The organism is Flavobacterium anhuiense, assembly GCF_001705175.1.
GTDB classification, from domain to species: Bacteria; Bacteroidota; Bacteroidia; order Flavobacteriales; family Flavobacteriaceae; genus Flavobacterium; species Flavobacterium anhuiense.
On record NZ_CP016907.1, the window covers coordinates 5,051,550 to 5,071,902 of the forward strand.

22 protein-coding genes and 1 pseudogene are annotated in these 20,353 nt (G+C 32.8%); 12 read left to right on the plus strand and 11 right to left on the minus strand.

From position 1 onward, the window contains the following. Window positions 1-969: 969 nt before the first annotated feature. The 4 genes and pseudogenes from BB050_RS21260 to rpsF form a co-directional block, all read right to left on the minus strand. Window positions 970-1,443 (minus strand): DUF6495 family protein, encoded by a 474-nt coding sequence (locus tag BB050_RS21260; RefSeq protein ID WP_008463038.1) that lies wholly within the window; start codon window positions 1,441-1,443, stop codon window positions 970-972. A 130-nt stretch (window positions 1,444-1,573) separates the two neighbouring features. Continuing rightward, window positions 1,574-2,013: pseudogene (gene rplI / locus BB050_RS21265) on the minus strand (50S ribosomal protein L9). A gap of 66 nt (window positions 2,014-2,079) precedes the next feature. Continuing rightward, complete coding sequence (rpsR, locus tag BB050_RS21270) at window positions 2,080-2,376, minus strand: 30S ribosomal protein S18 (RefSeq protein WP_002987043.1); 297 nt, start codon at window positions 2,374-2,376, stop codon at window positions 2,080-2,082. Between the two features lie 5 nt (window positions 2,377-2,381). Next, window positions 2,382-2,723, minus strand: a complete 342-nt coding sequence (gene rpsF, locus BB050_RS21275) for a 30S ribosomal protein S6 (protein WP_008463027.1) — start codon at window positions 2,721-2,723, stop codon at window positions 2,382-2,384. Between the two features lie 177 nt (window positions 2,724-2,900). On the opposite strand from rpsF, the gene BB050_RS21280 reads away from it, so the two are divergent. Further along, on the plus strand, window positions 2,901-3,599 hold the full coding sequence (locus tag BB050_RS21280) for a LytR/AlgR family response regulator transcription factor (RefSeq protein ID WP_008463025.1): 699 nt from the start codon (window positions 2,901-2,903) through the stop codon (window positions 3,597-3,599). Between the two features lie 7 nt (window positions 3,600-3,606). Here BB050_RS21280 and priA read toward each other — a convergent pair whose 3' ends face one another. From priA to nadC, 5 genes are all read right to left on the minus strand, one after another. Further along, window positions 3,607-6,057 (minus strand): replication restart helicase PriA, encoded by a 2,451-nt coding sequence (priA, locus tag BB050_RS21285; protein WP_066035027.1) that lies wholly within the window; start codon window positions 6,055-6,057, stop codon window positions 3,607-3,609. A 23-nt stretch (window positions 6,058-6,080) separates the two neighbouring features. After that, on the minus strand, window positions 6,081-6,827 hold the full coding sequence (bla-B1-FLAV, locus tag BB050_RS21290) for a subclass B1 metallo-beta-lactamase (protein ID WP_066035028.1): 747 nt from the start codon (window positions 6,825-6,827) through the stop codon (window positions 6,081-6,083). Between the two features lie 10 nt (window positions 6,828-6,837). Further along, window positions 6,838-7,266, minus strand: a complete 429-nt coding sequence (locus tag BB050_RS21295) for a DUF2147 domain-containing protein (RefSeq protein ID WP_008463020.1) — start codon at window positions 7,264-7,266, stop codon at window positions 6,838-6,840. 1 nt (window position 7,267) lies between these two features. Next, the gene (locus BB050_RS21300; RefSeq protein ID WP_008463019.1) at window positions 7,268-8,191 is read right to left on the minus strand and encodes a YihY/virulence factor BrkB family protein; all 924 of its coding nucleotides are present in this window, start codon (window positions 8,189-8,191) and stop codon (window positions 7,268-7,270) included. A 72-nt stretch (window positions 8,192-8,263) separates the two neighbouring features. Next, the gene (gene nadC / locus BB050_RS21305) at window positions 8,264-9,121 is read right to left on the minus strand and encodes a carboxylating nicotinate-nucleotide diphosphorylase (protein WP_066035029.1); all 858 of its coding nucleotides are present in this window, start codon (window positions 9,119-9,121) and stop codon (window positions 8,264-8,266) included. 205 nt (window positions 9,122-9,326) lie between these two features. Between nadC and BB050_RS21310 the strand changes: the two genes are divergently transcribed. From BB050_RS21310 to BB050_RS21345, 8 genes are all read left to right on the plus strand, one after another. Then, window positions 9,327-10,427 (plus strand): DNA alkylation repair protein, encoded by a 1,101-nt coding sequence (locus BB050_RS21310; protein ID WP_066035030.1) that lies wholly within the window; start codon window positions 9,327-9,329, stop codon window positions 10,425-10,427. A 315-nt stretch (window positions 10,428-10,742) separates the two neighbouring features. Further along, a complete protein-coding gene (locus BB050_RS21315) occupies window positions 10,743-11,624 on the plus strand; it encodes a pirin family protein (protein WP_066035031.1) in 882 nt (293 codons plus the stop codon). Between the two features lie 2 nt (window positions 11,625-11,626). Next, window positions 11,627-12,022 carry an OsmC family protein gene (locus tag BB050_RS21320; protein ID WP_008463013.1) on the plus strand — a complete coding sequence of 132 codons (396 nt, stop codon included), beginning with the start codon at window positions 11,627-11,629 and terminating at the stop codon, window positions 12,020-12,022. Between the two features lie 5 nt (window positions 12,023-12,027). Further along, a complete protein-coding gene (locus BB050_RS21325; protein WP_066035032.1) occupies window positions 12,028-12,312 on the plus strand; it encodes a GNAT family N-acetyltransferase in 285 nt (94 codons plus the stop codon). A 402-nt stretch (window positions 12,313-12,714) separates the two neighbouring features. Beyond that, window positions 12,715-14,130: an amidohydrolase family protein gene (locus BB050_RS21330; RefSeq protein WP_066035033.1), complete on the plus strand. Its 1,416-nt coding sequence runs from the start codon at window positions 12,715-12,717 to the stop codon at window positions 14,128-14,130. A 94-nt stretch (window positions 14,131-14,224) separates the two neighbouring features. Next, complete coding sequence (locus BB050_RS21335; RefSeq protein WP_066035034.1) at window positions 14,225-14,530, plus strand: antibiotic biosynthesis monooxygenase family protein; 306 nt, start codon at window positions 14,225-14,227, stop codon at window positions 14,528-14,530. A 209-nt stretch (window positions 14,531-14,739) separates the two neighbouring features. Then, window positions 14,740-15,213 carry a 23S rRNA (pseudouridine(1915)-N(3))-methyltransferase RlmH gene (gene rlmH, locus BB050_RS21340; RefSeq protein ID WP_066035035.1) on the plus strand — a complete coding sequence of 158 codons (474 nt, stop codon included), beginning with the start codon at window positions 14,740-14,742 and terminating at the stop codon, window positions 15,211-15,213. A 172-nt stretch (window positions 15,214-15,385) separates the two neighbouring features. Continuing rightward, the gene (locus BB050_RS21345; RefSeq protein ID WP_066035036.1) at window positions 15,386-15,850 is read left to right on the plus strand and encodes a CHRD domain-containing protein; all 465 of its coding nucleotides are present in this window, start codon (window positions 15,386-15,388) and stop codon (window positions 15,848-15,850) included. A 64-nt stretch (window positions 15,851-15,914) separates the two neighbouring features. On the opposite strand, the gene BB050_RS21350 is transcribed toward BB050_RS21345, so the two are convergent. Continuing rightward, on the minus strand, window positions 15,915-16,547 hold the full coding sequence (locus tag BB050_RS21350; RefSeq protein WP_066035037.1) for a hypothetical protein: 633 nt from the start codon (window positions 16,545-16,547) through the stop codon (window positions 15,915-15,917). A 180-nt stretch (window positions 16,548-16,727) separates the two neighbouring features. Next, the gene (folP, locus tag BB050_RS21355) at window positions 16,728-17,555 is read right to left on the minus strand and encodes a dihydropteroate synthase (RefSeq protein ID WP_066035038.1); all 828 of its coding nucleotides are present in this window, start codon (window positions 17,553-17,555) and stop codon (window positions 16,728-16,730) included. A 224-nt stretch (window positions 17,556-17,779) separates the two neighbouring features. Between folP and BB050_RS21360 the strand changes: the two genes are divergently transcribed. The 3 genes from BB050_RS21360 (at window position 17,780) to BB050_RS21370 (ending at window position 20,339) form a co-directional block, all read left to right on the plus strand. Beyond that, window positions 17,780-18,319 (plus strand): DUF1599 domain-containing protein, encoded by a 540-nt coding sequence (locus tag BB050_RS21360; protein WP_066035039.1) that lies wholly within the window; start codon window positions 17,780-17,782, stop codon window positions 18,317-18,319. 91 nt (window positions 18,320-18,410) lie between these two features. Beyond that, entirely contained in the window at window positions 18,411-19,511 is a 1,101-nt protein-coding gene (locus BB050_RS21365) for a BT_3928 family protein (protein ID WP_066035040.1), read from the plus strand. A gap of 330 nt (window positions 19,512-19,841) precedes the next feature. Next, window positions 19,842-20,339, plus strand: a complete 498-nt coding sequence (locus BB050_RS21370) for a TlpA family protein disulfide reductase (RefSeq protein ID WP_066035041.1) — start codon at window positions 19,842-19,844, stop codon at window positions 20,337-20,339. The last annotated feature ends 14 nt before the right edge of the window (window positions 20,340-20,353 follow it).

Genomic DNA, 20,353 nt, shown 5'->3' on the forward strand with positions numbered 1-20,353 from the left:
TGAGACAAAATAAGTTCTGCATTTTCAGGAAAAATGATTGTTGTCAGTTTTCCCAGAGGAGTGATTTGTTGTAGGTCAAATTTTCATTACGAAAATTTCTTAGTTGAAGTAGAACTGGGGAATTCTATATAGTCAATTCATTTTTAGAGAAGGTTGATTAGTCATTCCTAAAAATATCAAGCTACAAAGCTAGATTAGAATCTTCATTATATCCAATAAATTATTACTCCTTACAATTAGCACACCCAATGGGGTAATTATAAGACAGCAAACCAAAAGGTAAACGTTTTGACAAAAAACTAAATATATTATAACGATTAAAATTATCGTTGAGATGAAGTAAGCTTAATAGAGTAAAAAATAAAGCTAAAATAAGGTAAACAACTAAAGTAAATTTGATAAAGAAAGTAATTGTCAATTCCATAAGCAGACTTATTAAGTTATTATTTAATTGTTCTAATTTCAATCTCAACAATTAGTAAAATAATTTTACCTGTATGTTTAGAAACCAAAAGAAAAACTTTGTTTAACTTTTGTTACCTAAAATTAGGAAAAACAAAAACATAAAACAAGCCTAAAATTCTTATAATTTATTCTTAAAACTTAATTCGAAAACTCTGGACGACGCAAAACATTAGAAAAATCGCTACATTTAACATAATTTCTATGCTGTTTATTCACTAGATAAAATAATAAACAAAATATGTTAAATCGATATAAATAAAGTAAAATCCTACATATTGGACAGATTTTAAAAGCAAAATTGTCTGTTAAAGAGTTCATTTAAGCAATTTACCCCAAAAAAAGTTCATTTTTCAATATATTGAAAGATTAGAAATAATCACGTAGAAATACGGGGTCAAAATTAACAAAAACATTAAACAAAAGTTAAAAAATAAAAAATGGCAAACAATTATTTGTGAATTGATTGCCATTTAGACGTTTTCAAAAAAAAAAAAAAAACTAGAATTAAGATTCGATAATAGTATTAATTTGATTAAATAATTGACCGTCGCTTAAAAAAGCACCTTGTTTAATCAATTCAAAAATCGAAGAATTTCGTTCCTCTGTAAACACCTTCTTCCCTACCTTCATTTCAATATTGTCAGTAAACATATTATCACTCAACCATTGAAGTCCGTCTTTAGTTAAAAAATCAACTTCAGGAGAAAATGATTTTAAAACAATAGATTGAATGTAGGTATCAAAACAATGAAATAAAAAGATATGATTCTTAGAAAAGTGCTCTAAATATTCTGCTCTAGTCAATACGCCTTCCCAGATCAAATCTGAAAAAACATCAAGTTCCTGTTCTGCAACTTCTGGTTTATTAACTTTAAGTTCTTCCCACTCCTTTCTGTCTATTGCTTGTGTAGCCAAAAAACTTGCAAATTCAGCATGTAATTCATCAAACTGCTCTTTTGTTAATCTCGCGTATTTCATTTCCCTTTAAGTTTTAAACTTTACGCTGCAAGCTCTAAGCCTCAGCCATAAATCTAATTGTTAGTGTCAGTTTTTTTTAAACAAAAAAATCCCGATTTACATCGGGATTTTAATATAGGTTTTAAAACTATTACTTTTCAGCAACAATTTCGTATGGTAACTCAACAATTACATCTCTGTGTAAACGGATACTTGCATTGTATTTTCCAATACGTTTTACGATACCACTAGTGATGAATTTTCTGTCGATAACGTTTCCAGATTTTTCTAAAGCTTCAGCAATGTCGATGTTTGTGATAGAACCAAAAAGTTTCTCTCCACCAGCTTTTGCAGAAATTTTAATTTCAAGAGCTTTAATTGTTTCTGCTAACGCTTTTGCATCAGCAACAATTTTAGCTTCTTTGTGCGCTCTTTGTTTTAGGTTTTCAGCTAAAACTTTTTAGCAGAAGGTGTTGCTAAAGTAGCAAAACCTTGAGGAATTAAAAAGTTACGTCCGTAACCAGGTTTTACAGATACTACATCATCTTTAAATCCTAAGTTCTGTACGTCTTGTTTTAAAATAATTTCCATGTTGTTGTCCTTATATTTTAGAAGTTAGGTTCTGTTCTAACAGAAACCAGCGACTAGATTTTTATACTATTTTAATAAATCGGCCACGTATGGCATTAAAGCTAAGTGACGAGCTCTTTTTACAGCTACAGAAACTTTTCTTTGGTATTTTAATGAAGTTCCAGTTAAACGACGAGGAAGAATTTTTCCTTGCTCATTAACGAATTTCAATAAGAAATCAGCATCTTTATAATCGATATATTTGATTCCAGATTTTTTGAAACGGCAATACTTTTTAGTTTTGTTAGTTTCAATGTTTAAAGGCGTTAAATATCTGATATCTCCGTCTTTTTTTCCTTTTGCAGATTGCTCAATTGTAGACATAATAATTACGCTTTAGTAGATTTTAATTTTGCTCTTCTTCTTTCCGCCCACGCAATAGCATGTTTATCTAAACTTACAGTTAAGAAACGCATAACTCTTTCGTCACGTCTAAATTCAGTTTCAAAAGCAAGTAGAACTTCTCCTGGAACTTTGAATTCGAATAAGTGATAAAAACCACTTTTTTTGTTTTGGATTTCGTAAGCCATTTTTTTAAGACCCCAATCCTCTTTCGATACCATTTCAGCTCCTCTACTAGTAAGAAATTCTTCAAATTTCGTTACTGTTTCCTTCACCTGAACCTCAGATAAAACGGGATTTAAAATGAAAACAGTTTCATAATGATTCATAAATAAAAAATTTATTTGTTAAAATTGGGTGCAAAAGTAAGCATTTAATTTATATATGCAACATTTTTTTCCTTTTATTCGTCGTAATGCAAAAAAGATGCCTCGACTTTAGTTTTTTTTACAAAAAAATAATACATTTACTACTGCTATCCTGAATTTATTCTAAATTTAAATGTTATGAAACTAAACTGTGTTGTTGTAGATGATAGTTCTATACAAAGGACAATTATTGCCAAATTGGTTAATAATCACCCAGGCTTGCATTTAATCGGGGATTTTTCTAATGCAATTGAAGCAAAAAGTTGTATCTCATTAAATAATATCGATTTAATATTTCTTGATATAGAAATGCCAGTTATTAACGGCTTTGATTTCCTTGACGGGCTAAAATCAAAACCGCAGATTATATTTATCACATCTAAAGCCGAATATGCTTTAAAAGCTTTCGACTATGACGCTACCGACTATCTTCAAAAACCAATTGCAGTAGATCGCTTTAACGCCTCTGTAAAAAGAGCAATCGATATGCATCTGCTCAAAAAAGACATCAAAGAAGAAGAAGGCGAGCATATATTCATCAAAAGTAATCTAAAAAAACTTAAAATCTTCACTTCAAAAATAAAATGGATTGAAGCTTTTGGAGATTACGTGAGAGTAGTTACCGAGGATGACAGCAATCTGGTTCTTTCTACCATGAAATCTTTTGAAAATGATTTATCTAAAGACAAATTTATCCGTGTTCACAAATCATATATTATTAATATAGATAAGGTTGAGCGTTTTAACAGCAAATTTGCTGAAATAGGCATCACCAAAATACCATTAAGCCGCAACAAAAAAGAAGATTTAGTAAAAGCACTCTCAACTTCTTCTTAATTGCTATTTAATAGAAATCTACATTAATCACAACTTTTATAGCCCTGTATTGGGCCACAGCTTCAAAACTATTCAGCATTTTCTGAATAGTTTTTTTTGTGTTTCCTAAATGAAGATTTTGCGGAATCTTAATCAAGATAGTTCTAATATATTCGTTTCGAATTCTGCTTATAGCAGGCTCTTCTGGCCCTAAAACCGGCATGCCTAAATTCTGGCTCAAAACCTGATACAGCCACATTGCTCCCTCCTTTAGTTTGTCAAAATCTTTGTGTTTTAGCGTAAGTTTTATAATTCTGAAATAAGGTGGATATCTATAAATTTGCCTGTCATACAATTGCTCTTTATACATACCTATATAATTATGGTTTGTAACCTGCTGAATTGTATTATGATTAGGATTATAAGTCTGAATGACAACCTTCCCTTGTTTTTCAGATCTTCCTGCTCTTCCTGCAACCTGAGTCATCATCTGGAAACTACGCTCAAAAGCCCTAAAATCGGGATGGTGAAGCATATTATCGGCGTTCATTATTCCAACCAAACCAACATTATCAAAATCAAGTCCTTTGGCTAGCATTTGTGTACCGACTAAAATATCAATTTCACGATTTTTAAATGTATCTATTATTTTTTCGAAACCGAACTTGCCTCGAGTAGTATCTTGATCCATCCTAGCTGTTTTAGCTTTTGGAAAAAGTGAAGACAATTCCTGTTCAATTTGCTCTGTCCCAAATCCTTTTGTAGTCAAATCAATACTTGAACAGCTGTGGCAATTTGTAGGTTTTGCAATCGAATAACCGCAATAATGGCAACGAAGCTGATTTTTATGTTTGTGATACGTCAAACTCACATCGCATTGCTGGCAATGCGGAACGTGCCCGCAAGTCAAACATTCAATTATAGGCGAATATCCTCTCCTATTTTGAAACAAAATAACTTGTTCGCCCAATGACAATGATTCGGCAATTTCTTCAATTAAAAGATCACTAAAATGCCCTGTCATTCTTTTTCTGAAATGTTTGTCTTTGATATCAACTAAAATTACTTCAGGCAAACGAACATTTTTATAACGTTCAGAAAGAGTTACCAATCCGTATTTGTCATTTTGAGTGTTAAAATAAGTTTCGATGCTAGGCGTTGCTGAGCCTAATAAAACTTTAGCTTTATGAAAATTAGCCAAAACTATAGCCGCATCTCTCGCATGATATCTGGGCGCAGGATCAGTCTGTTTGAAAGTCTGCTCATGCTCTTCGTCAACAATTAACAACCCTAAATCATTAAATGGCAAGAATAAAGCCGATCTCGCTCCTATCACAATTTGTGCTTTTGGCGAATTCTCAAGCGTTTGCCTCCAAACCTCAACTCTTTCATTATTGCTGTATTTTGAATGAAAAACAGCTACTTTATCGCCAAAATGAAGACGCAACCTCGAAACGAGTTGTGTGGTAAGTGCAATTTCTGGCAAGAGATACAAAACCTGTTTTCCTGTATGCAGATATTCTTCAATTAGCTTTATATAAATTTCGGTCTTCCCGCTCGAAGTTACACCATGCAGCAAGCAAACTTCTTTCTCTAAAAAGCTGTTTTTGATTTCAGAAAAAGCTTTTTCTTGCGCTTGGCTCAACTGCAATTCCTTTTCCGTTTTTTCTCCATCAAATGTAACACGGTCATGCTGCAAATAATATTCTTCAAATATTTCTTTTTCAATCAAAGATTTTACAGCTGCTGAGCCTGCATTTGAAATTTCAGTAAGCTTCTTTACTGTAATTGGCTTTTTTTCTGAGGCACTGATTTGAAAATAAGCTAAAACGATTTCTTTTTGTTTATTAGCATTTTTCAGCACCGTCAGCAATTCTTCCAAACCATTATCCGATTCGTATTTAGAATGTAATTTTACATACCGAACCAATTTTGGCTTGTAGGTTTCTTTTATTTCTTCATCCAAAAAAATAATATCCTTCGCAATCAATTTCTGCAAAATTGGAAGTATATTCTTTTTGTTTAAAATCGAAACAATTTCCTGAACCTTCAGTGAACTCTGATGGTGTAAAGCTTCATATATCAAAAACTCGTCGTCAGAAAGCTCGCTGTCGTTTACGATAACATCAGGTTTGTGCGAAATAATGGTTTCGCTTTCCAACAGTAATCCACTTGGAAATGCTCCGCGGTAAACATCGCCAATCCCGCACATATAATAATTTGCAACCCAAAGCCAGTGTTTAATCTGGATTTCGGTCGCAATTGGTTTTTCATCCAAAATCTGATGAATTTCTTTAGCCTCATACAATGTTGGCGCATTTTCATGAACATCCAAAACGAGCGCCGTATATATTTTACTTTTACCAAAAGGTACCGCAACCCGCATTCCTTTTTTTATAAAATGGAATTCAGCCTCAGAAACACGATATGTAAAGGTTTTTGCTAAGGAAAGTGGTAAAATAACTTCGATAAAAAACATGTACTATATATATGAATGCAAAGTTACTTTTTTTCGGTAGACTTATGAGCCAAATACTCCTTAACCAATTTCAAAGTATGGTCTATTGATTTATTGGTTGTTCCGCCATCATGTCCCGGAATAACATACTTTGGATTTTTAAACTTTAATTGAACTTTCTTGATTGATTTCTCCCATTCTTTGACATCAGCATCTCCTAAATAGCCTAAATCTTTCGCTTCAGCGCTTTTTATAAAACATCCACCATAAAGAATTTTATCTTTTCCAAACCACACTACGATATTATCTGGCGCATGTCCTTTTCCTGGATAATAGACTTCAAACTTATATTGTCCGACAGTAAAAGTAGTATCATTTGGAATTACAAACTCCGCTCTTGGTTCATTTTTGCTTTTCAGAATATTGTCGGTTAATTTACCTGAATAGGTTTTAATTCCTTTTTTTCTATAAAAATCAAATCCTCCTGCACGATCCTCATGAGAATGCGTACCAAAAAGCATAATAACGTCTTTATTATGTTTTGCTTTTATGCTGTCCAACAAAGGCTGAAACTGCGTTTTATCCCAAGGCGCATCAAAAAGCACAACTCCTTTATCTGTAACCACATACATGGCATTGGCAGAAATAAGAGTTCCGTCGTAATCATGAAACGTTTTATAAACATAAAAGTCACCTGTTAGATGACTTATTGGTAATGGCGAATTCTTAGATTGTCCAAAATTATTTGAAACTGCAACTAAGAATAAAATTATCGAAGTTAATTTTCGCATTAGATTTTAATTAGCTTTTTACTCTAGTCCAATATTGTGTTCTACCCATTAAAGAAATCCCAACATAACCTCGTAGTTTCAATTTATCGGCAGATTCTAAAGTAACATAACATTTGTATTTTTTACCGCTTGTAGGATCCAAAATTGTCCCTCCGTTATATTCAGAACCATCCTTTTTAAGTCCGTTTATAATAACCATTCCTAAAATGGGTTTGTTTTTTTCGGCACCATCACATTTTACACAAACATCTTTCTTGTGGCCTTCACGAAGTATATCCACTACCTTGCCATATATTTTTCCTGATTTCTCGTAAATCTCAACAATCGATTTTGCTTCGCCAGTTTCATCGTCAATTGTCTTCCATTTTCCAATTACACTTTGACTTTGCATGGTTAGGGCAAAGAAGAACACTCCGATAGTTAGCATCAAATTTTTCATATTATTTTTCTTTTTTTTGTTTTAATTTTCTGATAGAAGCATTCAATTCGAACCCTAAAAGCAGAATCATACAGTTTATCCAAATATAAAACATTAGAATTAATAATGTCCCAATTGAACCATAAAGTTCGTTGTATTTTGAAAATTTTATAACCCAAATCCCAAAAAAGAATGAAGATATAACAATTAAGACCGTCGTAAAAACAGAACCAATACTAATAAAAGGTACTTTATTATACTGCTTTGTTCCATAACGCAATAATATTGAAGATGTTATCAAAATCATTAAGATAACGAATAAATATCGTCCTAAAATAATCAGCGGAATACGATCACTCAGCACATCTTGAATAATGGTTTTTTGAATGAAAACCTCAAAAACTACAATTGTAGCCACGGTCACAAACAGAATAACCGTCATTACAAGAGAAATCGCTAAGGCAACGAGATACTGCTTAAAAAATCCGCGTTTATCAAAAACATGTTTTGAAGATTCAAAACCACTCAAAATCCCATTAATTCCATTTGCCATCAAAAAAATCGAAAGCAAAAATCCAGACGATAATAATCCCGAGTGACTATTGTTTAAGATATCGCTGATAATTTTACTAATTGCATCAAATGTATTTGGAGGTACACTCTGCTGCACAAACTGTAGAAAATCTTCCTGAAAATTATCTATCGGAATAAACGGAATTAAGTTTAAAATAAATAAAGCAAAAGGAAATAATGCCATGAAAAAGCTAAAAGAAACAGCACTTGCATGATATGAAAAAGCCCCTTCAAGAATTCCCAAAGAGTACATTTCGAGCAAATCATACAAAGAAAATCCCTCTAACCAAGGGAATTTTATTCTTTTAAAAAGTCGGGCCAGATTGCGTATTACAGGCAGCTTCTCAATCCGATCTTCTATCTCTTTCGACATATTATATAGATTTTTAGACTTCTTAGATGTTAGACTTCTTAGATTTTAAAATGGATAATTACAATCAAAATTTTAAAAAGCTTTTAGGCTCAAATCCATATTATAGACAGAATGCGTTAAAGCACCTGACGAAATATAATTCACACCGCATAAAGCATATTCGCGAACTGTTTTTTCGCTGATATTTCCAGAAGATTCTGTCTGGCATTTTGAACCAATCAAATTGACTGCCGTTTTTGTATCTTCATAGTTAAAGTTATCTATCAGAATTCTGTGAACTCCATCGCTCAATAAAATTTCTCTGATTTCATCCAAATCACGAGCTTCAACAATAATTTTCAAGTCAAGATTATTCTCTTTCAAATATTCTTTAGTTTTTGCAATAGCGCGTGTAATTCCGCCAGCAAAATCAATATGATTGTCTTTCAGCATGATCATGTCATATAACGCATATCGATGATTCTCGCCTCCGCCAATTTTTACAGCCCATTTTTCTGCCACTCTAAAATTTGGAGTTGTTTTACGCGTATCCAAAATTTTTGCGTTTGTCCCTTCCAAAAGCTGCATTAAATGGTTTGTTTTTGTAGCGATTGCTGACATTCTTTGCATAGTATTCAAAACCACTCTTTCGGCTTTTAAAATAGATTGCGAGCTGCCAGAAACTTCAAAAACAATTTCACCATATTCTACACGCGTGCCGTCTTCAATAAAAGTTTTTACTTTTAATTTTGGATCAACGTATTCAAATATCATTTTAGCCAATTCAACTCCAGCAATAATTCCCTGATCTTTTACCAATAGCTTTGCCTGACCATGAGCTGTATCAGGAATACACGCAAGCGAACTATAATCGCCCGGTCCGACATCTTCTCTTATGGCATTTTCTATTAAGAGTTTTAATTCTGCTTGAAATTGAACTTTGCTTATCATTTTTCTGTTTTTAATAATAATGCTAAATTAGGATATATTTTATGGATTTGAAAATTCCAATAACATGAAAAATTATGCAAAACATTAAATATCTCTTTTTTAACCCTTAAGATATTCTGAAAAATAAAGTTACAATTCTTAACAACACTTAATCTCTTAATAAGCGTTCAATTAAATATCTTTGAAGTTCAATCAAACAAAAATCATGGGATTAATTAAAGACATTTACTCCGTTACTTTTTACGAAAAATTTACTCAGGCTGTTGCCGAAGTGTATCCAGCATTCAATAAACAAAAATTTATTGAAGCGATTTATGAAGGCGATTTTGCTCAAAAGGAATGGAAAGAAAGAATGAAACATACAACAGTAGTGTTACATCAATTTATGCCTCAAAATTTTCCCGAAGCTGTTTCATTGATTGATAAAATCATAGAAAGTTTAAAGAAAAATAGTTTTACAGAAGGAAATCTGGCTTTCGTCTTCTTTGCAGATTACATTGAGATGTGCGGTTTAGACGATTTTGAAACTTCGAAAAAAGCTTTTGTTTCTGTAACCCAATTTATAAGCTGTGAATTTGCCGTTCGCCCTTTCATTTTAAAATATAAAGAGAAAATGATTTACGAAATGATAAAATGGTCATTGCATAAAAATCATCACGTACGCCGTCTAGCAAGCGAAGGTTCTCGCCCGAGATTACCATGGGCAATGGCAATTCCGTTTCTAAAGAAAGATCCTTCATCTATTCTGCCGATTTTGGAGAATTTAAAAAATGATCCTTCAGAATATGTCCGCAGAAGCGTAGCTAATAATTTAAACGATATTGCTAAAGATAATCCGCAGATTGTGCTCGGAATTGCTTCGAAATGGAAAGGCCACAGCAAAGAAACCGACGGAATTATTAAACATGGTTCACGAACTTTACTAAAGCAAGGCCATCCTGAAATCTTAAGCCATTACGGTTTAGAAAGCACTAATATTGAGCTTTCTTCTTTCGAAATCAAAACGCCTGTGGTTAAAATTGGTGATTATCTTCAGTTTCAATTTCATTTAAATAACAAAAACGAAGAACCAAAAACAGTTCGTTTAGAATATGCCGTTCATTATAAAAAAGCAAAAGGACATTTAGCAAAAAAAGTCTTTAAAATTAGTGAAAAGGTGTATCATCCAAATCAATTAACCAAAATTGAAAGAAACCAATCTTTTAAGTTAATCACAACTAGAGTTTTTCATACTGGAGCGCATCAATTGTCGATTATTATTAATGGAACTGAAAGTGAGGTTTTGGAATTTGAGTTGATTGGTTAAACAAAAAACATTTTATTTTCATGCTCCAGCGGAGCAAAATATTTATAGAAAACATCATAGTTACCGCAAAAAAGCTCCAGAGGAGCGACATTTATTTCGCCCCGATGGGGCTTTTGGTGATGTTATATTTTATTTGCTTAAATATTTTGTCCCTCTGGTACTTCTAAACTTAAATTTAATCATATCCTAAAACTTAACCACCGTTTTTTCTTATTTTTATAATTCAAAAAAAAATCCAAAAACAATTTTCTTAATCTAAATTAAGTTATAGAAAAACACAACTACTGTAATTTTGTTTTCAAATCAAATAAAACCATGTCAAATATCAGTTTAATAATCGAAGAACGTGCTGCCAATATTGGCAACTTTTTGGTAGGCCGTTTATTGCCTTTCCGTGAAAAAAGATCCGTCGGACCATTTGTATTTATCGACCATATGGGACCTGCACATTTAAGTGACCACGAAAATATGGATGTCCCACCACACCCGCATATCGGACTTTCAACGCTTACTTTTTTATTCGAAGGAAGCATTATGCACCGCGACAGTTTAGGAACAGAATTGGAAATAAAACCTGGAGCCGTAAACTGGATGACGGCTGGAAAAGGCATCGTTCATTCTGAAAGAACTCCAGAATATTTAAGACATTCAGACAAAATGCTTCACGGATTGCAGATTTGGGTAGCGCTTCCGAAAGAATTGGAACAAATGGATCCGAATTTCACGCATGTGGAAGCAGATGATATTCCAGCTTGGGAAGAAGACGGTGTTTCATATAAATTAATTGCTGGTGAAGCTTTTGGCAAAAAATCGCCAGTTCCTGTTTATAGTCCGTTGTATTTTATTGAAATTAAAAGTAAAGAAGCTAAGAAAATCAATATCGGACATCATTTATTTGGTGAAAGCGGTTTGTATATTTTGGAGGGGAGCATCAAAAACGGCGAACATGTTTACGATCCAAAACAGATTCTAATTACAACTGAAGCTTCGCTTTGCGAGTTTGAAATTGCTGAAAATTCTACGGTTTATCTTTTTGGCGGACAGCCATTTCCTGAAGAACATTTTATCTTTTGGAACTTTGTTTCTTCTGATAAAAACCTCATCGAAAAAGCTAAAATTGACTGGACAAACCAAACTTTCCCAAAAGTTCCTGGCGAAACCGAATTTGTGCCATTACCAGAACCAAGAATTAAATAATTATGGATACACTTTCAGCAAAAATAGATACGCGCCTGTATCGAACGGAAATCACATCTGCCAGCGGAAATGTTTTAATTTCAGATGAACCACAATCTTTAGGCGGAAAAAATTTAGGTCTAAATCCTACTGAACTTTTAGCGTCATCATTAGCTTCTTGTACCTTAATTACTTTAAGAATGTACATTAATCGCAAACAATGGAATGTTGAAGAAATCAATATCAAAATTGATTTCGAAAGAGATTCAGAGCGAAATTGCACCTCATTTACCAGAAGAATTGAAGTAATCGGTGAAGTTGACGAAACGCAAAGACAAAGACTGGAAACGATTGCAAACAGTTGTCCAATTCATAAAACATTGACACATTCAATCGAAATCAAAACCACACTAATATAATTATCATGGAAATTCAACAAATAAACGATATAAAAAGAGGCTATTTTGAAGCCTTAGAAGACGGAAAAGAAGGGGGAAAAATGACGTATACTTGGGCAGGAGACTCAAAATTCATTATCGATCATACCGAAGTAAGTCCAGATTTTAACGGAAAAGGTGTTGGTAAAAAACTGGTTATGGCTTCTGTAGATTATGCACGAGCAAACAACTTAAAAATTATCCCGCTTTGTCCTTTTGCAAAAAGTGTTTTTGATAAGGTTCCTGAAATACATGATGTACTTTTTTCGTGAGTTTCTAAGATACTGAGATGCTAAGATTCTAAGTTTTTTTTAACCGCAAAGCGCTCAATCCCGATAGCTATCGGGAACGCAAAGTTCGCAAAGTTTTTCACATAAAGCTTTGCGAACTTTGCGTTTATACTAAGTCTAGTAAATAACAAAACCTTGCGTTCTTTGCGGTAAAATCTATTCCAGCAAAAAATGAATTAAAAGCAAAGCACGCAAAGAATAACGCAAAGTTTATAGACAAAACTTTGCGAACTTAGCGTTTATATTAAGCCAAGCTTGGAATAAAACCTTGCGAACTTTGCGATAAATCTTAGCGCTCTTTGCGGTAAAACTCACCGCAACAGAAAACAAATTTTCAAATTTCTCCGAAAACTCGTATATTTGCGCGTAATTTAATCTTAGAGTATGACAAGAATAATTACGCTTTTCTGTTTTTTTATAGCACAAATCGGCTTTTCTCAATCAGCTGAGAGTTATTTAGAAAAAATCAGGAATAATGAAGCTCTCTTAACAGCTTTCTTTCAACAAATGCCTAAAGGAGGCGATTTACACCATCATTTTTCAGGATCAGTTTATGCAGAACCTCTTTTGGAAAGAGCTATTGCAGAAGACTTTTATTTGAATCTGGAAACTATGGCCGTTTCTAAAACCAAACCTTCAAACGGAAACTGGGAAAACTTTTCATCTCTTAAAAATAAAGGAAAATTAGAGCACTATGAACAGCAAATTATGCAGACTTGGTCTGTTAAAGATTATAATGGTTCTGTGCCTTCTGACGATCAGTTTTTTGATTCTTTTATGAAGTTTGAACCAACCATTCAAGGTCATTTTGCAGAAGGAATGCTGGAACTGAAAAAACGCGCCATTGCCGAAAATGTGAGTTATATTGAAACACAATTATCAACAATTCCTTGTGATATGAATGTTTCTGATTTAACTGATTTTAACGCCAAATTACGTCAAACTTCAGCTCAAAAAGATGAAAAAGCGGTTTTAAAACTTTTGGATGAATTGTACAAATCGCTTCAGAAAAAAGAGGCCAAAAAATATGCCGATGATTTCAATACCAACTTCTTAGCGAAACTTCACAAAGACTTAAAAATTGATGATGAAAAGTTCACGATGCGTTATCAAAACTTTGTACTTCGTTTTATGGAACCTGTAGATTTATTTAAAAATCTGGTTATTGCTTTCGTTTCGTCAAGCGAAAGCAAACTAACTGCAGGTGTAAACATCGTTTCTCCAGAACATGGCGAAAACTCTATGAAAGATTACTGGTTACATATGGTGATGTTCAAATATTGCCATTCTAAATTTCCAGACGTAAAATATACTCTCCACGCGGGCGAATTGACTTTAGGCTTGGTTCAGCCAGAAGAATTGACTTGGCACATTAACGATGCGATTTATGTGGCTGGCGCCAACAGAATCGGTCACGGAGTTGATATTGCTTACGAAGCCAATTCGTATGATTTATTGAAATATATGGCTCAAAAGAATATTCCGATTGAAATCAATTTAGTAAGCAACGAATTCATTTTGAAAGTAAAAGAAAATAGACATCCGTTTACGCTTTATAAAGAGTTTAATGTGCCAATTGTAATCAGTACAGACGATGCGGGAATTTTAAGAAGCAATATGACTGAGCAATATGTTTTATTAGCGAAAAGATATCCTGATGTGAATTATCAAACGATCAAAAAGTACGTTTATAACAGTATCAATTACAGTTTCATTCAGGATGAATCGGTTAGAAAACAATTGATTAAAGATCTTGATAATAGATTCAAAGTTTTTGAAGCAAGATTTTCTAAAAACTAATAAAAACATAAAATCTGCCAAATCTGCTAAATCTGCGTGAGTATAATTTTTTCCCGCAGATTTAGCAAATCAAGCAGATAAAATTCATTTAAATATGATTCTAGAAGCAGCATTTCTGTATGTTAAACCAGAATTAGCCAATCAATTTGAAGATGATTTTGCAAAAGCAAGTCAATATATTTCGTCCATTGAAGGTTATTTAGGACATCGTTTGGAAAAATGTCTCGAAGTCGAAAACAAATATCTTTTATTGGTCGATTGGAATACACTTGAAGATCATACGGTAGGTTTCAGAACTTCTGAAGCATATTTGGAATGGAAAAAGATTTTGCACCATTATTACGAGCCTTTTCCTATTGTAGAACATTTCGAGACCATTTTTGAAAATAAAAAATCGTAAACCGCTTTGCGGTAAAAAAATTAAACACATAGAAACATAGATATAATTGTTTCTGTTTTATGATTAGATAAAAAGCAAGCTTTCACACATAGATATGTGCATTGCAATAAGTGGAACGCCTTTTTGCAGACAAAGAAAACTATGTCTCTAGGTGTTTAAATTAAATTCGTGCTAATTCGTGTAATTCGTGGCTAAAAAAAAAATAACCAATGAACATCAAACTTATCGCAGTAGGCAAAACAGACAATAAATCGCTTCAAACTTTGATTGACGATTACACTAAACGTCTGTCATTTTACATCAAATTTGAATTGGAGATTATTCCCGACATCAAAAACGTAAAAAACTTATCTGAAAGCCAGCAAAAGGAAAAAGAAGGTGAATTAATTCTCTCAAAACTTTCTGCAACCGATCAATTGATTTTATTGGATGAAAACGGAAAAACTTTCTCCAGCGTTGGTTTCTCTGAAGAATTGCAAAAGAAAATGAATTCTGGCGTTAAAACTTTGGTTTATGTAATTGGTGGGCCTTATGGATTTTCTGAAACCGTTTATAAAAAAGCACAGGGAAAAGTATCGCTTTCGCTAATGACATTTTCGCATCAAATGGTTCGTCTGTTTTTTATCGAACAATTGTACCGCGGCTTTACTATTTTACGAAACGAACCTTATCATCACCAATAAACTATTTACTTCCTAAATCACCAAAACACAAACAACTAAAAACAGTATTTTATCACAATAAAACAGTTTATTCTGAAAATAAAATCGTAAATTTATAGTGATTTATTAAATCTTAATAAAATTTAATAATTATAGTTTTTTAATATTCTTCTAACCTAAAAAGCATATAATTATGAAATCTTTATTTCGCCTTTCGGCAATCCTACTATTGCTTTTAATTGGGACTTCGTGTTCTAATGGTTACGACGACAATTACACAACACCAGTAATTGTGACATTTACTGCTAATTTGACCCCAGTTACAGGCGCAACTTCTTCAGCTTCAGGCAGTGCAACACTAAAATTAAATCAAACTGCTAAAACATTTGATCTTAAAGTAAATTTTTCAGGATTAACACCAATACATGGTCATATACATGCGGCGGACGGCACAATTGTTATTCCGTTTCCTGATGCAAGCGTATCAACCTCTCCAATATCTGTATCTGGTTCTATTACTGACGCGCAAATTACCGAGCTGATGGCCAATCATTATTACGTTAATTTACACACTACTGCTTATCCTAATGGAGAAATCAGCGGTACTCTGACAAAAACTGGCACTTCTGGCGGAGACGGCGGAGGCGGTGGTTATTAAACTTCTAAAACTAAAAAGCCTTTCTTGAATTAGAAAGGCTTTTTAGTTTTTTTATGTTAACGTATTAAAAAATAAATTCTACTGGTAGTCTATCGAGATTATACGTTACCTCTTTTTGCAATAGGATTTTGTATTGAATGTATTCTCCATAACTCATATCCTTATCAAATAAAAACACCAAATCTGGCACTTTCTCAAACTTTATGCTATAGAATTGCTTTAATATCTCTGAAATTTTTATCTCTTTATTTCCCATAAAAACCTGTTGTTTTCCCTTTTTAAAGTAAACAACAAAATTTCCTATTTTGGGTCTTTCTGTTTTATAAAACACTTTTGTAAAAGGCAGAAAAGCTAAATTCTTTCCAACAGAATCTGCGTAAGAATAATAGTTCTCCGATTCTTCATTCTGATGCATTTTCTCGTTTCGCTTTTTATCCTGCATTTTTATTACGTGAGGAATCAACAATTTCAAAGGAAGACGTTTATCAATATTGAAAATCCAATTTGTTGAAATTATGGCACTTTTTCGATTTAAATCAGCTATTGTGTCTTTTCCTTCAACTTTAAAAAAGATATAAATTGGCGAATGATCTTGCACATCTTTTACAATTGAGACATTTGATTTTGGCAGTAAAACATCTTCTTTTTTTCCGCAAGAGAAAAGAAATAAAGCGATAATTAAAGTGAAGTATTTCATTGTATTTATTTTTTAAACAGAGAATTAACACAAAGTTTGTCATTCCGAGGAACGAGGACACGAGCGATAGCGAACTTGCAAAGCAATCACACTAGTATTTCCTCTCAGAAATTCGCCAATCTTTGTCGAGTTTCGATTGTGATTCCTCGTTGCTCGGAATGACAAAACGATCGTTAAATATTATTCGAAACTCATTTTATTAAACAAAGTAACACATTCCACCGCTTCTTTCACATCGTGCACACGAAGAATTTTTGCTCCTTTTGTCAAAGCGATTGTATTTAGAAACGTTGTTCCATTTAAAGCTTCTTGTGGCGTAATATCAAGTGTTTTATAAATCATTGATTTTCTTGAAATCCCTGCCAAGACAGGTAATTCTAAAAGATTAAAAAGTTCCATTTTCTGCATTACTTCATAATTTTGATCGGTTGTTTTGGCAAAACCAAAACCTGGATCTAGAATCAAATCGTTAATTCCTAAACTTCTTGCTTGTTGCACTTTCTCAGAAAAATAGAAAAGCATTTCTTTAATAATATCAACATATTGTGTCAAACTTTGCATCGTCTGCGGATTTCCTCGCATATGCATCATGATGTACGAAACGTTATATTTAGCGATAACATCAAACATTTTATCGTCCAATTCTCCTGCCGCAATATCGTTTATAATTGCTGCACCACTTTCTATGCTCGCTTTCGCAACCTCAGCTCTAAAAGTATCAATAGATAGTAACGTTTGTGGAAAATGTTTTAAAATCAATTCTATAGCTGGAACAATGCGGTCAATTTCTTCTTGTTCTGAGACAAATTCGGCACTTGGCTTGCTCGAATAAGCGCCAATATCGATAAATGTTGCGCCTTCAGAAAGCATTTTACCGACTTGCGAAATAATCTCGTCTTCGTTTTTATATTTTCCTCCGTCAAAGAAGGAGTTTGGCGTAACATTTAGGATTCCCATTACTTTAGGAACCGATAAATCTATAAGTTCGCCTTTGCAGTTAATAAACATTTGTTTCAAGTTTTTATTTGTTTAAAGTTTCAAGTTGGATTCAGATTGGACAAGTTTTGGAACGTAAAACTTGAAACCTGAAACTTGAAACATTTTTCCGTTTCAAGTTATCCCTATTAACACTTTGTTTAGAAAAAACTTGAAACAAAGCGAACCTTAAACTTGAAACTCTAAAAAAATTATCCTTATTTTTGAAGAAATTTTAGCAAATATACAGCATATAAATGAAGAATACTTCTCACGAGTTTGATAATGTTATAGCGGTTTGCCGCTCCTTGTTTATCAATAAAATGAAAGATTACGGCAGTGCCTGGAGAATCTTAAGATTGCCATCATTGACAGATCAAATTTTTATAAAAGCACAGCGAATTAGAAGTTTGCAAGAAAATGAAGTCCGCAAAGTGGATGAAGATGAAAAAGGAGAATTTATCGGAATCATCAATTATTCTATTATGGCTTTGATTCAGTTAGAATTGGGTGTTGTAGATCAGCCGGATCTTGATGTTGAAAAAGCAACTGAATTATACGATGCTAAAGTAAAGCTTACCAAAGATTTAATGGAAGCTAAAAACCATGATTATGGCGAAGCTTGGCGTGATATGCGTGTAAGTTCTTTAACCGATCTAATTCTGCAGAAATTGCTCCGTGTTAAACAGATTGAAGATAATAAAGGAAAAACGATTGTTTCTGAAGGAATCGATGCTAATTATCAGGATATGATTAATTATTCTGTTTTTGCTTTAATCTTAAACCCTATAAAATAAATCAAATTCCAAAAAATAAAATCCCAAATTCCAACTTTAATATTGGAGTTTGGGATTTAAAAATTTAGAATTTAAACCCTAAATATTTGCCATGAAAAACATCATTACCCAATTCTCCCGATTATTTGTCGGCGTACTATTTATTATTTCCGGATTAATAAAACTGAATGATCCTGTTGGTTTCTCTTATAAACTTGCTGAATATTTTAGTGAACCGGTTTTCAATATGCCATTTCTAGAGCCATTAGCTTTGGGATTAGCTATTTTCTTAGTAATTTTAGAAGTAGTTTTAGGCGTGATGCTTTTGGTGGGTTATAAATCAAAATTAACGATTTGGGCACTATTGCTTTTAATTGTCTTCTTTACTTTCCTTACCTTCTACTCTGCTTATTTTGATGTAGTAAAAGACTGTGGGTGTTTTGGAGATGCTTTACATTTAACGCCTTGGCAGTCGTTTACAAAAGATGTTGTTTTACTGTTCTTTATCTTGATTTTATTCATCAATAAAAAATTAGTAAAACCTTTATTTTCTAAACTAGTTACCAATATCATCGTATTGATTAGTATTGTTCTTTGTGTATTCATGGCGGTTTGGGTTATAAATCACAATCCTATCAAAGATTTCCGTCCATATAAAGTGGGAACAAACATCGAGAAAGGAATGGAAATTCCAGAGGGCGCGCCTAAATCGGTTGTTGAAATGATTTTTATCTACAAAGTAAATGGTGTTGATAAAGAATTTACAGAAAAAGATTTGATGAATATTCCTGAAGGTGCCGTATTTGTTGATAGAAAAGACAAAGTAATTTCTGAAGGATACGTTCCGCCAATTCATGATTTCACTATGACAAAAGATGATTCTGACTATAAAGAAGAATTATTAAAAGAGCCTAAATTGCTAATCTATGTAACTTACGATTTGAATTTATCAAATCCGGAAGGAATGAAAAAATTAGCAAAAGTTACGGCAGAGGCAAAAGCTAAAGGTTACAAAGTAATTGGAATGACGGCGTCTGGAGCTGAGGAAATTGCAAAAGCCAAAAAAGATTATGCTTTAGATATTGATTTCTATTTCTGCGACGGTACAGCTTTAAAAACTGTCGAAAGAGCAAATCCGAGCATTGTAGTTGTTCATAATGGAACTATTGTTCAAAAAGTTCATTACAATGATACAGATGATCTGAAATTGTAATATTTCAATTAACATATAAATCTAAAAAGCCTTCAATAATTTTAATTTTATTGAAGGCTCTTTTTATGAAATCTGACGTTTTTCTGCTTCAATTTTCATTTGCGAAAACAAAAAAAATGCTTTTTAATTATTTCCAAAAAAGGAGTTTCAAAAAAATACTTGATTTCACAGCCAACTATTACGTTTTCAAAACGCTTATTTCAACCAAAAAACACCATTTTGTTACAAAATAAACGACTCTTCAAATTTTGTTAATCTGCAATTGGCATTCAATTTGTTTGTTTAACTTTGTGAATTCAGTACCTTAATAAAAAATAATTTTAATAAAATATGAAACAATTAGTCCTAGCCGTAATTGCATTTATTTCTTTTTCTTGCACACAAGCTCAGAAAACAGCTTTTTCTAAAGAGGCTTTATCTGAGAAATTATTAGCCACTGACGGAAGTCAGGTTACTTTCAAAAATATCTTAAAAAAATACAAAGGAAAAACTTTGGTTATCGAAGTTTGGGCTTCTTGGTGTGGTGACTGCGTAAAAGCAATGCCAAAATTAAAAGAATTACAAGCCAATAATCCTGATGTTTCTTACTTGTTTATTTCGGCTGATAAAACAGCTGATAAATGGAAAGCAGGGATCGAAAAACACGAATTAAATAAAGGCGATCACTATATGATGAATGATGGTATGAAAGGCCTTTTCGGAAAAGCTATTGATTTAGATTGGATTCCAAGATATATCGTAGTGGACAAAACAGGAAAAATCGTTTTATACAGAGCGATCGAAACTGATTTCGAAAAAATCAATTCTACTTTACAATCATTGAAATAAGCTTCAATAACAAT

Excerpts from the sequence above, each read along its gene's own strand:
- BB050_RS21360 (WP_066035039.1), top strand. The coding sequence starts at position 17,780 with ATGAAGAATACTTCTCACGAGTTTGATAATGTTATAGCGGTTTGCCGC.
- BB050_RS21300 (WP_008463019.1), bottom strand. The coding sequence starts at position 8,191 with ATGTCGAAAGAGATAGAAGATCGGATTGAGAAGCTGCCTGTAATACGC.
- BB050_RS21325 (WP_066035032.1), top strand. The coding sequence starts at position 12,028 with ATGGAAATTCAACAAATAAACGATATAAAAAGAGGCTATTTTGAAGCC.
- rpsF (WP_008463027.1), bottom strand. The coding sequence starts at position 2,723 with ATGAATCATTATGAAACTGTTTTCATTTTAAATCCCGTTTTATCTGAG.
- nadC (WP_066035029.1), bottom strand. The coding sequence starts at position 9,121 with ATGATAAGCAAAGTTCAATTTCAAGCAGAATTAAAACTCTTAATAGAA.
- rpsR (WP_002987043.1), bottom strand. The coding sequence starts at position 2,376 with ATGTCTACAATTGAGCAATCTGCAAAAGGAAAAAAAGACGGAGATATC.
- BB050_RS21315 (WP_066035031.1), top strand. The coding sequence starts at position 10,743 with ATGTCAAATATCAGTTTAATAATCGAAGAACGTGCTGCCAATATTGGC.
- BB050_RS21310 (WP_066035030.1), top strand. The coding sequence starts at position 9,327 with ATGGGATTAATTAAAGACATTTACTCCGTTACTTTTTACGAAAAATTT.
- BB050_RS21345 (WP_066035036.1), top strand. The coding sequence starts at position 15,386 with ATGAAATCTTTATTTCGCCTTTCGGCAATCCTACTATTGCTTTTAATT.
- BB050_RS21280 (WP_008463025.1), top strand. The coding sequence starts at position 2,901 with ATGAAACTAAACTGTGTTGTTGTAGATGATAGTTCTATACAAAGGACA.
- priA (WP_066035027.1), bottom strand. The coding sequence starts at position 6,057 with ATGTTTTTTATCGAAGTTATTTTACCACTTTCCTTAGCAAAAACCTTT.
- bla-B1-FLAV (WP_066035028.1), bottom strand. The coding sequence starts at position 6,827 with ATGCGAAAATTAACTTCGATAATTTTATTCTTAGTTGCAGTTTCAAAT.
- BB050_RS21295 (WP_008463020.1), bottom strand. The coding sequence starts at position 7,266 with ATGAAAAATTTGATGCTAACTATCGGAGTGTTCTTCTTTGCCCTAACC.
- BB050_RS21350 (WP_066035037.1), bottom strand. The coding sequence starts at position 16,547 with ATGAAATACTTCACTTTAATTATCGCTTTATTTCTTTTCTCTTGCGGA.
- BB050_RS21370 (WP_066035041.1), top strand. The coding sequence starts at position 19,842 with ATGAAACAATTAGTCCTAGCCGTAATTGCATTTATTTCTTTTTCTTGC.
- folP (WP_066035038.1), bottom strand. The coding sequence starts at position 17,555 with ATGTTTATTAACTGCAAAGGCGAACTTATAGATTTATCGGTTCCTAAA.
- rlmH (WP_066035035.1), top strand. The coding sequence starts at position 14,740 with ATGAACATCAAACTTATCGCAGTAGGCAAAACAGACAATAAATCGCTT.
- BB050_RS21330 (WP_066035033.1), top strand. The coding sequence starts at position 12,715 with ATGACAAGAATAATTACGCTTTTCTGTTTTTTTATAGCACAAATCGGC.
- BB050_RS21260 (WP_008463038.1), bottom strand. The coding sequence starts at position 1,443 with ATGAAATACGCGAGATTAACAAAAGAGCAGTTTGATGAATTACATGCT.
- BB050_RS21320 (WP_008463013.1), top strand. The coding sequence starts at position 11,627 with ATGGATACACTTTCAGCAAAAATAGATACGCGCCTGTATCGAACGGAA.
- BB050_RS21365 (WP_066035040.1), top strand. The coding sequence starts at position 18,411 with ATGAAAAACATCATTACCCAATTCTCCCGATTATTTGTCGGCGTACTA.
- BB050_RS21335 (WP_066035034.1), top strand. The coding sequence starts at position 14,225 with ATGATTCTAGAAGCAGCATTTCTGTATGTTAAACCAGAATTAGCCAAT.